Raw genomic sequence first — 12,301 nt, 5'->3', positions numbered from 1 at the left:
CCACTGGCTCCCTTGTTGTTTCAGGCGTGTTTGCCCGCCCCTGCCGTTGGGCTGCTTACCGCTTGTCAGCGGTGATCAGCAGGCCATTGGTGTCGGGGAAGCCGATGACCAGCGCCTCTTTTTTGGCATCCGTGGTATAGGTGGTGACATAGGCGACGCTGTTATCCATCGCCCGGGCCAGAGCGGCATTCCAGAGGTTTTCGATCGGCGTGGCGGCAGCGGATTGCTTGAAGTTGCACTTGCCAAATCCGGTCATGGTCAGCTTGCTCAACCCGGCAGTGGCACTCCCCTCGCCCACCAGCGTACAACCTGCCGCCGGAAACTCGATCGCTACCGTCAGCTTGCCGCCGTTGTTGGTGGTATCCACCTTGCCCACCATGTCGCTGCTGAAGCCATCGCTGTCCGTGGCACTCCAGCTGGCCGTGGTCACCGCTTTGGTGGTCAGGGCCGTCACCGCCACATGACCGCTGAAACCGGAATAGATGGGGGAGTTGTCGGAGAACTTGGTGCCGGTCCGGGTGAAATCAAAAACCCAGCGCTTGATCTCCTTGCCCTGCAGATCGATGACCGGCTGATCCTGGAAGGTGATGAGGTTGTGGTCGTTGGTCACCGAGCTGAGCGCCGTGCTGGTGCCGAGCCGCTCGCTGTTGCGGATCAACTGCACCGGGTAGATCCCGTCTTTGTCGGCTTTCTGGTCAGCCTGACCCAGCCACTGGCTGTTGGTCTCGACCTTGCCCACCTGATGATCCACCCAGACACCCCAGTACTGCACGGTTTCACCCTTCGGGTAGACCAGCGCCAGACCATCCAGATCCTTGATCATGCGCGGCGTCGCCTTGTCACCGTCGCGGCTCATCAGATTCGCTTGGTAAAGACCCGCCTCCGGCAGAGCCAGAGGCACCCGCTTGGCGATGCTGTTGGCAGCTTTTTCGCTGTCACAGGCAGACAGGGCCGCAGCGCAGGCGATGGCCAGCAGCGCTTTGTTGTGCATTTTCATGAAGTTTTATTCCTTGCTGTCGCTTTGTAATTTTTTAGATGCAATCAATCGCCGCTGAATTTAAGGGAAAGGTCATCTATCAGTCGAATGGAGATCTGTAACCAACCATTACAGCCTCGCAGGAGCGGCAGACCGCTCCGCTTGCCCCGACCGCACAGCGGTGACGACAACAGGGTGACTAACAGTGAAATAGCATTGAGGGTGGCGGCCCTGAAGAAAGATAAAAAAAAAGAGATTAAAATCAGAGCCATAACTCTATTAACAGGAAGGCAATTAACCCGAATTGCCAGCCGGCTCACAATAGGATTCTTTTGCTATCGATAGAATGCTCCACGCTGGCATACCCATAACAAGAGAATTCAACAATGAAAACCACCCTCAAACTGAGCGCGGTGGCAGTTATCTTTTTGCTGTCCGGCTGTGACGACAACAACTCTCAGGCCCCCGGTGATCTCACCCTGCGGCTGATCGAAACCTCTGATATCCACTCCAACCTGCTGAGCTACGACTACTACCAGAACAAGCCGGATGCCTCGCTGGGCTTTGCCCGCACCGCTGTGCTGATCCGCAAGGCCCGCGAAGAGAACGCCAACAACTTGCTGATCGACAACGGCGACCTGATCCAGGGCACCCCGCTGGCCGACTATATCCACGACCAGCAGGTCAAACAGCAGTGGCTGAGCAAGCAGACCCACCCCGCCATCAAGGCGCTCAACACCATGAGCTATGATGTCGGCAACCTGGGCAACCACGAATTCAACTTCGGTCTCGACTTCCTCTCAGAGACCCTGAAAGGGGCCAACTACCCCTACATCAACGCCAACGTCTTCCAGGCCGATGCCTTCAGCCGTGATGGCAAGGGCACCATCGACTGGAGCAAGCAGAAGTTCAAACCCTATGTGGTGCTGGATCGTCAGGTGAAGGATGCCAACGGCAATACCCAGACCATCAAGGTCGGTGTGCTGGGCCTGACCCCGCCCCAGATCACCCAGTGGGACAAGCGCAATCTGGAAGGCAAGGTGGTGGTGGCCGATATGGTCGAGACCGCCGAGCACTATGTACCCGAAATCCGCGCCAAGGGCGCAGACATCGTCGTGGTCGTGGCCCATACCGGCATCATAGGTGACCCGCGCGAACCCATGATGGAGAACGCCGCACTGCCGCTGGCCAAGGTGAAGGGGGTCGATGCCCTGCTGCTGGGCCACGCCCACCGCACCTTCCCGGGTGACTACCCCAACATGACCGACGTGGACAACGAGAAAGGCACCCTGGCGGGCGTACCGACCGTGATGCCGGGCGTCTGGGGCAACCACCTCGGCATCATCGACCTGCATATGACCTGGAAAGAGGGTCGCTGGGAAGTGGCCTCCAGCCAGTCCCAGCTGCGCAAGATCGACAGCAGCGCCAGCAGCACCGAAGATCAGGCGGTGGTCGATCAGGTCATTGCCGAGCACGAGCAGGCAAACCAGTGGCTGGACGAGCCCCTCAGCAAGATCACCAAGCCAATCCACAGCTTCTTCGCGCTGGTGCAGGATGACCCCTCCATCCAGATCGTCAGTGACGCCCAGCTGTGGCATGCCAAGAAGCTGCAACAGGATGGTCAGCTCAAGGAGAAATGGCCCATCCTCTCCGCCGCCGCACCATTCCGCGGCGGTCGCAACGGCCCGACCGACTTCACCTATGTACCGGCTGGCAATATCTCCCTGCGCAACGTGGCCGACCTCTATGTCTACCCCAACACCCTGCAGGTAGTCGCCATCAATGGCGCGACCGTACAGGAGTGGCTGGAGAAGAGCGCCGTCCAGTTCAACAAGATCGATGCCGCCAGCACCGCCACCCAGTGGCTGGTGAACGAGAAGTACCGCACCTACAACTTCGACGTGATCGACGGGGTGAACTATCAGGTCGATGTGACCAAACCTGCCCGTTACGATGTGGATGGCAACAAGGTGAGCGACAGCTATCGCATCACCAACCTCACCTATCAGGGCAAGGCAATCGACCCGGCCCAGATGTTCTACGTTGTGACCAACAACTACCGCGCCAGCGGTGGTGGCAACTTCCCGGGCATCAACGCCAAGGTGATCGTCCATGAAGATCAGTTCGAAACCCGCGAAGTGCTCTCCGAATACCTCAAGGATCTGGCAGAGAAGAATCCGGCCGGTTTCGAGCCCCCGGCAGACAACAACTGGCAGCTGGCCCCCCTGCCCGCCAATCTGGATCTGCGCATCTACAGCTCGCCACGCAGCGAGGCGCAAGCCCTGACCGGTGGCAAGCTGAACTATGTGGAGACCCTGCCACCCACCGATGCCAAACACCCCGGCTTTGGCGTCTACAAGCTGGTGCTGGCCCCCTGAGCCACACCGCTAACCGAGCAATAACCTCTGCAACCCCCTCCTGATACGAGGGGGTTTTTGATGGTGCAGGCAGAGGGTCAGCGCCTGTACGCCAACCACGACCTGCAGCAGATCGCGCAGCCCGTTTATCCCTTCACGCCATCGCCTCCCTCTATCGAACCATCCAGATCCCGGCTGGTCTGCCCCATACCGCCCATAAAAAAACAGGCCCACCGAAGTGGGCCTGCAGTTATTTGCGTGGGTGGGAGTATCGCGATAGAGGGCGCTACTCCCGCTCCTTCACATAAGGTGTACCAAGTGCCTTGGGTGCCACGGCACGGCCGATAAAGCCGGCCAGCAGGAACACGGTCAGGATGTAGGGCAGTGCCTCGATGGCCTGCACCGGAATGGCGAAGCCACCGATGCTGACCCCTTGCAGGCGGATGGCGACCGCATCGAGGAAGCCGAACAGCAGGCAGGCGGCCATGGCATTCCAGGGGCGCCACTTGCCAAACACCAGCGCCGCCAGCGCCATAAAGCCCTTACCCGCACTCATGTTGGGGATGAACTGGGCCGTCTGGGCCACCGCCAGATAGGTGCCACCAATACCGGCCAGCAGGCCGCCAATGAGGAGCGCGGTGTAGCGCATCCGCACCACAGAGATACCGGCGGTATCGACCGCTGCGGGCGCCTCACCCACCGCCCGCAGACGCAGACCGAAGCGGGTACGGAACATCACCCACCATGCCAGCGGCACGCAGGCGAACGCCACGTACTCCAGCAGGGAGTGGCCGCTCAGCAGCTCGCTGTAGAGCTGGCCGATCACCGGCACATCCCACAGCTCCTTGGCATAGGGCAGATCGATGGGGGCGAAACGGGCATCACCGGAGAGCGCCGGGGTCTGGCCACCCTGATCGAACCAGTAACGGCCCAAGGTGACGGTCAGACCGGCCGCCAGAATGTTGATGGCCATACCGCTCACCACCTGATCACCCCGGTGGGTGATGGTGGCAAAGCCGTGCATCAGGGCAAACAGGATGGAGACACCCACCCCGGCACCCAGACCTATCCAGGCAGAACCGGAGACCGCCGCCGCCGCACCACTGGCGAACGCCGCCGCCAGCAGTTTGCCTTCCAGCGCGATGTTGACCACCCCGGAGCGCTCGCAGAACATGCCCGCCATGGCGGCCAAAATGAGCGGCGGCGCGGTACGAATGGTCGCATCCAGCATCAGGATCAGAATTTCAAACATGATCAGACTCCTTTAGCTTGCGCGGCTGAGCGGTTGGCAAACGCCAGATAGAGCTGCTCGATGCGCGGACGCATCATGTGCTCAAGGGCGCCACAGAACAGGATCACCAGACCCTGCAACACCACCACGATGTTGCGGTCGACACCGAACTCGAAGCTGAGCTCTGCGCCCCCCTGATAGAGGAAACCGAACAGCAGGCTGGCGATGATGACGCCGACCGGATGGTTGCGCCCCATCAGCGCCACCGCGATACCGGTGAAGCCGAACCCTTCCACGAAGTTGAGCTTGATCTGGTGCAGCTCACCCTGCAGCACGTTGAGGGCAAAGAAGCCCGACAGCATGCCGGAGATGACCATCGCCAGGATCACCACCTTGGGATAGGAGATACCGGCGTAGGCAGAGGCACTTTGGCTGGCACCGACCGAGCGGATCTCGTAACCCCAGCGGGTGTGCCAGATAAAGACCCACACCAGCACCGCACAGATCAGCGCCCAGAAGAAGCTGATGTTAAGGGGGCTGTTGGGGATCTCCATCCCGAACAGGTTCGCCAGCCCGCTCATCTTGGGCAGCCAGCTTGCTTCGGCAAACACCTTGCTCTCGGTCGCCATCGAGCCGGGCGGCTTGAACACCTCCACCAGCAGATAGGCCATCAGCGAGGCGGCGATAAAGTTGAACATGATGGTGGTGATCACGATATGGCTGCCGCGCTTGGCTTGCAGCCAGGCCGGAATAAAGGCCCAGGCCGCACCGAACAGACCACCGGCAATGATGGAGAGCGGCAACAGCAGGGCAAACGGCAGCACATCGCCGAGCATCAGACAGACCAGACCGACACCGAGACCGCCGATATAGGCCTGACCTTCACCACCGATGTTGAACAGACCGGCGTGGAAGGCGACCGCCACCGACAGACCGGTAAAGATAAAGCCGGTTGCGTAGTAGAGGGTGAAGCCGACCCCTTCACCGGTGCCGAACGCGCCGTACCACATGATCTTGGCGGCATCGACCGGGTTGATGTCGAGGTAGTAGAACAGAATGGCCGACACCAGGAAGGCCAGCAGGATGTTGACCGCAGACAAGACGCCTACGGAGACCCAGGCAGGAATACGTACTTGGCTCATCAGTGGGCCTCCTTGGCAACTTCATCCGGCACTATGTTCGCCATCATCAGACCAATGGTGCGCTCATCCGCCTTGGCACCATCCAGCTCGCCGACGATGCGACCATCGGCAATCACCAGAATCCGGTCTGCGAGGCTCATGATCTCGTCCAGCTCCACCGACACCAGCAGCACCGCCTTGCCCTTGTCGCGCATGGCGATGATCTGCTGGTGGATATACTCGATGGCGCCGATGTCGACCCCGCGGGTCGGCTGGCCGATCAACAGCACATCCGGGTCCTGCTCCACTTCACGGGCGATCACCAGCTTCTGCTGGTTGCCACCGGAGAAGTTGGCGGTCTTGTGATCGGGATGGGGCGGGCGCACGTCCCACTTCTCCATCTTGGCCTGGCAATCCTGCTGGATCGCCTCCTTGTTCTGCAGCCACCCCTTGTTGTATTGCGGGCGACGGTGATAACCGAGAATAAAGGCCTCTTTCGCCTCGAAGCGGTTGATCAGCCCCATCTTGTGGCGATCTTCCGGCACATGGCCGAGGCCGTAGTTGCGCACCAGCTCGGGATCAGCCGGGTGCTCAGCACTCACCTTGTGCACGCCGCTGCGGCTGCTGATGGTGAAGCTGCCCTTGCTCGGCTTGAGAATGCCGCCAAGCAGGCTGAGCAGTTCGGACTGACCGTTGCCGGAGACCCCAGCAATGCCGACCACTTCACCGGCCCGCACCTCGAAGCTGACGGACTTGACCCGCTCCACCTTGCTGGCGTCGACGTAGCTGAGCCCTTCGATCTTCAGCTTGGCTTCACCGGGCTGGGTTGGCCCCTTGTCGACCTTGAGGCGCACCTTGCGGCCCACCATCAGCTCGGCCAGCTGCTCCTTGTCGGTATCCTTGGTGGCGACGTGGGCCACCATCTCGCCACGGCGCATGATGGAGACCTGATCGGTAATGGCCAGGATCTCCCGCAGCTTGTGGGTGATAAGGATGATGGTCGCCCCCTGATCCCGCAGCTTTTTCAGCACCTCGAACAGGTGATCCGCCTCTTGCGGGGTCAGTACCCCGGTCGGCTCGTCGAGGATCAGGATGCGGGCGCCGCGATAGAGCGCCTTGAGTATTTCGACCCGCTGTTGCAAGCCAACCGGCAGATCTTCGACCTTCTCGTGCAGCGGCACGTCGAGGCCATAATCTCGCGCCAGTTCGCCCAGCAACTTTTCGGCTGACGCCACGCTCTGCTGAAGGTGCCAGCCGTTCTCAGCGCCGAGGATGACGTTTTCCAATACGGTAAAGTTATTGACCAGCATGAAGTGCTGGTGAACCATGCCCACGCCTGCGGCAATCGCATCTTGTGAGCCATGGGGTTTGAAAGGATTCCCGTCGATCAGCATCTCGCCTTTGTCGGCATGGTAGAAACCATAAATGATGCTCATCAGGGTGGACTTACCGGCGCCATTTTCGCCGACAATGCCGTGGATACTGCCTTTGCGAACCTTAAGGTCGATCAGCTTGTTGGCGTACACTTCGCCGAACCGCTTATCGATACCTCTTAATTCGATGGCATAGCGATCTGTCTGGTCCATGATGCAGCCCTGCGTTTCATGAAATAAGACTAAAAACCGGCCCGTGCGGGCCGGTGGTGCGTTGAGAGTCGTAGCAACTATCTAATTAGTATTTGCAGGTGTTATCGCTCATGTAGTCATGAACCTTGACCTTGCCAGCGATGATTTCAGCCTTGATGGCATCTACCTTGGCTTTCATTTCCGGGGTGATCAGCTTCTCGTTGTCCTTGTCGAGCGCCCAATCCACACCGCCTTCGGCCAGACCCAGGTTCTTGATACCCGGTTTCCACTCGCCTTTGGCAGCGTCATCCCAGGTCTGGTAAGCGGCCAGACCCACAGACTTGACCATGGAGGTCAGCATGGTGCCCGGTTGCAGGTGGTTCTGGTTGGAATCCACCCCGATGGCGAACTTGCCGCTGTCCTTGGCTGCCTGATAGACACCGATACCGGTACCGCCAGCTGCGGCGTAAACCACGTCAGCGCCCTTGGCGAACTGGGACTTGGCCAACTCGGCACCTTTCGCCGGGTCAGCAAAGGCGGCCGGGGTGGAGCCCGCCATGTTCTGGAACACTTCGATCTTCGGATTGACGAACTTGGCACCCTGCTCGTAACCGCACTGGAATTTGCGGATCAGCGGGATATCCATGCCGCCCACGAAGCCGACCTTACCGCTCTTGGAAGCGATGGCAGCCAGTGCACCCACCAGGAAGGAACCTTCATGCTCCTTGAAGATGACGGACTGGACGTTCGGCTTGTCGACCACCATGTCGATGATGGTGAACTGGGTTTTCGGGAACTCGGTCGCCACTTTTTCTACCGCAGAGCCCATGTTGAAACCGACCGCCACGATCGGGCCGTTGCCACGGCTGGCCAGACGACGCAGACCCTGCTCGCGCTGGGCTTCGTTCTGGGGTTCAAACTCTTTGACCTTGACGCCCTTGTCCTTGTTATAGAGCTCGACGCCGTTACGGAACACGGCTTCGTTGAATGATTTGTCATACTTGCCCGCGGTGTCATAAATGACGGCTGGCTCGGAAGCAGCCTGAGCAGAGAGAGCAGCGAGAGTGAGGGAGGCCACAGTGGCCAGCTTGAGCACTTTAGTCACGATCGTATCCTTGATTGTTATTAAGTGAGGGAACTTGCTTGCCTGTCAGAGCAGGCTATCTAGCACGCAGGCTTACTCTAAGTCAGCCCCGATGCGGGTCAAGCAAATGATAAGGGAAAAACGTTTGCGTTAACGGTTTGAATTCTAAGCAAATAACCTTATAAGCAGTTGTTTTTTAGCTACTTTTCAGTTTTTTATGCTAACAACCAAAAGACCCAAACGACATTTCTCTTATTGTTCAGCAAGTTACTGTAAACCGTTTTCCCCTCTTATTCATCCAGCCCCCCGGCAAGCCCGTGATCCGGCTCGCAAAATCCCCACAAACCGCACGAGCAAGAGTTGGCTACAGCTGGAAACCTCCCCGTCCCGTTCTCTCTGCGCCAGCCAAAAATGGCCGCACCGGCGCCCCCGCAAGCCCCCATCTCGCCCCTCCCCCCGAGTTTGGATTTGGTCTGGCAGGGGGATGGCCGTATAATCCCCGCCTGTATAAATAAACAGGAGTGGTGATGGACGTTTCAACCCTGCTCGACGGGCTCAACGACAAGCAAAGAGATGCCGTTGCGGCGCCCCGCAGCAACCTGCTGGTGCTGGCCGGTGCCGGTTCGGGCAAGACCCGGGTACTGGTGCACCGTATCGCCTGGCTGATGCAGGTGGAACGCTGTTCACCCTTCTCCATCATCGCGGTCACCTTTACCAACAAGGCGGCGGCCGAGATGCGCGGTCGGGTCGAGAAGGTGATCGGCGACGGCGTGCGCGGCATGTGGATCGGCACCTTCCACGGCATCGCCCACCGCCTGCTGCGGGCCCACCATCTGGATGCGGGCTTGCCGCAGGATTTCCAGATCCTCGACTCCGACGACCAGTACCGGCTGATCCGCCGGGTGCTCAAGGCGCTCAATCTGGACGAGAAGCACTGGGCCCCGCGCGCCGTGATGGGCTACATCAACGGCAAGAAGGATGAGGGGCTGCGCCCCGGCGACATCGACCTCTACGGCGACCCCGTCACCCGCACCTATCAGCAGATCTACAAGACCTATCAGGAGACCTGCGATCGCTCCGGTCTGGTGGACTTCGCAGAACTCTTGCTGCGCGCCCACGAGCTGTGGCTCAACAAGCCGCACATCCTCGAGCACTACCGCGACCGCTTCCAGAACATCCTGGTGGACGAGTTTCAGGATACCAACGGCATCCAGTACGCCTGGCTGCGGATGCTGGCGGGCAACAGCGGCAAGGTGATGATCGTCGGCGACGATGACCAGTCCATCTACGGCTGGCGCGGCGCCAAGATCGAGAACATCCAGCGCTTCCTGACCGACTATCAGGGGGCCGAGACCATCCGCCTCGAGCAGAACTACCGCTCCACCGCCAATATCCTCAAGGCCGCCAACAGCGTCATCGCCAACAACGCCGAGCGCCTTGGCAAGGAGCTGTGGACCGAAGGGGCCGAGGGCGAGCCGATCTCCCTCTACGCCGCCTTCAACGAGGTGGACGAAGCGCGCTTCGTGGTCGGCCGTCTCAAGGATTGGAAGGAAAAGGGCGGCCTGTTGGCCGACTGCGCCATCCTCTATCGCTCCAATGCCCAGTCGCGGGTGCTGGAAGAGGCGCTGATGCAGGACGCCATGCCGTATCGTATCTACGGCGGCCTGCGCTTCTTCGAACGGCAGGAAATTAAAGACGCCATGGCCTATCTGCGCCTTATCAACAACCGTGGCGACGACGCCAGCTTCGAGCGGGTGGTCAATACCCCGACCCGTGGCATCGGCGATCGCACCCTTGAGATCCTGCGCGGCAACGCCCGCGATCAGGGGCTCAACCTGTGGCAATCGGCCAAGGCCCTGCTCAACGACAAGGTGCTGACCGGTCGCGCCGGTAACGCGGTGCGCGGCTTTGTCGAGCTGATCGACGCGCTGGAGGAGCAGGTCGCCATGCTGCCGCTGCACCAGCAGGCGGATATCGCCATCCAGAACTCCGGCCTCAAGGCGATGTATCTGGCGGAAAAAGGCGAGAAATCCCAGGCGCGGGTAGAGAACCTGGACGAACTGGTCACCGCCTGCCGCCAGTACCAGCGCCCGGACGAGCTGGAAGATATGAGCGATCTCTCCGCCTTCCTCGCCCATGCGGCGCTGGAGTCCGGCGAGAATCAGGCGGACGAATATGCCGATGCGGTACAGCTGATGACCCTGCACAGCGCCAAGGGCTTGGAGTTCCCGCTGGTGCTGCTGGTCGGCGTCGAAGAGGGCATGTTCCCCAGCCAGCAATCGACCGAGGAGTCGGGCCGGCTGGAAGAGGAGCGCCGCCTCTGTTACGTCGGCATGACCCGCGCCATGGAAAAGCTCTACATCTGTTATGCCGAGAGCCGCCGCATCTACGGCCGCGAGATGTTCCACAAGCCGAGCCGCTTTATCCGCGAGATGCCCGCCGAGTGTCTGGAAGAGATCCGGCTGCGCACCCAGGTCAGCCGCCCCACTCAGTACGGCCGCTTTAGCCAGAACGAGGTGCAGCAGAGCTTCGACGCCAGCGGTATCAAGCTCGGCCAGCGGGTGCTCCATCCAAAATTCGGCGAAGGGGTGGTACTCAACTTCGAAGGGGTCGGCCAGCAGAGCCGGGTTCAGATCCAGTTCGACGACGTCGGCGCCAAGTGGCTGGTGACAGCCTATGCCAGATTGGAAGCGCTCTGATTTTTCCTACCTTTTGATGCAATCAACCCGGCCTAAGCCGGGTTGATTGTCTGAGCAGCGTAACACTTACACGGTACGTTTTTGCAACCTTCGAGTTGAGTAACTGATGTTTTAATTGATATCAATGAGCAATAGAGGATAATATGAGTCCGCCTGTAACTGTACTCAAAATACTAGGATGCTCAATGAATCAAGCGGTAGCTCTTCAAAATAGCGGTATTCAAAAAAACACCATTGAGTCCTTAGCTATTCGCTATATTGAAGGACTAAAAGAAACAGAAGAACAGGTATTCGCGAAGATTGTTGGAGAACAGTACGGTTTTTCTTTTTCGAATAGATGGGAAATGACAACTAAGTATATCTTAGATGATCTGAAATCCTCTGCAAAAGAAAAATGTACCCTCTCTAACTTAGAGATTTTGGTAGATCGAGTAATTGCCTCAGCCAATCATCATTACTATATTTATCAAACATCCAAAGAACAACATGCGAGTGTATACCAGCAACTTAAAGCACTAGTTGGTATAGATATCGCAAATGCTTTTTCTATCGCTTATCCCAAACGGGTTTCATTCGATGAACACCCTGAACTTCCACTTGGTCATCACTTATGTAAGGTCTCAGATTTTGGGGATGGGATATGTTGTGTATATGCGTATGTAACAAAAGAGAAAGTTAATAAGTTTGCAAGAGCGGTAGATAGCGCAATGCAAAAGGTGCAATATTACAACTGTGTATTTGTACCTAGAGACTATCATCGTTTTGAGTTGAGGGTCACTGATAAAATTGCATCACGTGGTATTGAGGATGCAATGTATTCTTTACGTACAGAATTTCTCGATAGCATGCACACTCATGATATTAAATTATCTGCTGAAAACTATAACTTTTATCAATGCATTGAAAAAGTATATAAAGATAAATCTATTGGGCGTGTAGCACATGCGATTCTCACTACTGAGGAAGATAGCAATGATGCTGAACTCAAAGGAATAAGAAATAAAAGATACTGTGCACGTACTCAAACTGTCGCAGATACACAAAACCAGCATAAATATGTCTGTCGTGCAATAAAGATTAGAGCACCTTATTCAAAAGGGAAGCATGAAGTAGAATACTGTTTTTTCCCACATAAAAATGCGTGGGAGCTGAAATATTGCATGTCAATGCAAATTGTTAAACCAGAGAACTCAATTATGCTGCAAAGAATAATTGAAGATTCTATAAAAATTTTAGATTAACATGTCTCTCCTAGAAAAAAAGAGAGA

The 12,301-nt window shown here is 57.7% G+C and carries 8 protein-coding genes; 3 read left to right on the top strand and 5 right to left on the bottom strand.

What is annotated here, in order from left to right:
• Positions 1-55: 55 nt before the first annotated feature.
• Positions 56-997 (bottom strand): hypothetical protein, encoded by a 942-nt coding sequence (locus G5182_RS16700; RefSeq protein WP_216952623.1) that lies wholly within the window; start codon positions 995-997, stop codon positions 56-58.
• Positions 998-1,362: 365 nt separating this feature from the next.
• Here G5182_RS16700 and G5182_RS16695 point away from each other — a divergent pair, with 365 nt between their 5' ends.
• On the top strand, positions 1,363-3,354 hold the full coding sequence (locus tag G5182_RS16695; RefSeq protein ID WP_227341625.1) for a bifunctional 2',3'-cyclic-nucleotide 2'-phosphodiesterase/3'-nucleotidase: 1,992 nt from the start codon (positions 1,363-1,365) through the stop codon (positions 3,352-3,354).
• Between the two features lie 265 nt (positions 3,355-3,619).
• Here the strand turns inward: G5182_RS16695 and G5182_RS16690 are convergent, their stop codons facing one another.
• The 4 genes from G5182_RS16690 to G5182_RS16675 all read right to left on the bottom strand — a co-directional run bounded on the left by G5182_RS16690 (position 3,620) and on the right by G5182_RS16675 (position 8,355).
• Complete coding sequence (locus G5182_RS16690) at positions 3,620-4,585, bottom strand: ABC transporter permease (RefSeq protein WP_021230728.1); 966 nt, start codon at positions 4,583-4,585, stop codon at positions 3,620-3,622.
• Positions 4,586-4,587: 2 nt separating this feature from the next.
• Positions 4,588-5,706 (bottom strand): ABC transporter permease, encoded by a 1,119-nt coding sequence (locus G5182_RS16685; protein WP_179902910.1) that lies wholly within the window; start codon positions 5,704-5,706, stop codon positions 4,588-4,590.
• Positions 5,706-7,271, bottom strand: a complete 1,566-nt coding sequence (locus tag G5182_RS16680; RefSeq protein WP_069555542.1) for an ABC transporter ATP-binding protein — start codon at positions 7,269-7,271, stop codon at positions 5,706-5,708. Before G5182_RS16680 ends, G5182_RS16685 begins: the two co-directional genes overlap by 1 nt.
• Before the next feature lie 85 nt (positions 7,272-7,356).
• On the bottom strand, positions 7,357-8,355 hold the full coding sequence (locus G5182_RS16675) for a BMP family lipoprotein (protein ID WP_005340803.1): 999 nt from the start codon (positions 8,353-8,355) through the stop codon (positions 7,357-7,359).
• 506 nt (positions 8,356-8,861) lie between these two features.
• Between G5182_RS16675 and uvrD the strand changes: the two genes are divergently transcribed.
• The gene (gene uvrD, locus G5182_RS16670; RefSeq protein WP_041209786.1) at positions 8,862-11,033 is read left to right on the top strand and encodes a DNA helicase II; all 2,172 of its coding nucleotides are present in this window, start codon (positions 8,862-8,864) and stop codon (positions 11,031-11,033) included.
• Between the two features lie 185 nt (positions 11,034-11,218).
• Positions 11,219-12,274 (top strand): hypothetical protein, encoded by a 1,056-nt coding sequence (locus G5182_RS16665; RefSeq protein WP_227341626.1) that lies wholly within the window; start codon positions 11,219-11,221, stop codon positions 12,272-12,274.
• Positions 12,275-12,301 lie beyond the last annotated feature (27 nt).

Source organism: Aeromonas sp. 600948 (genome assembly GCF_049174875.1).
Taxonomy (GTDB): domain Bacteria; phylum Pseudomonadota; class Gammaproteobacteria; order Enterobacterales; family Aeromonadaceae; genus Aeromonas; species Aeromonas veronii_A.
This window is presented reverse-complemented; position numbering and strand designations above follow the sequence as displayed.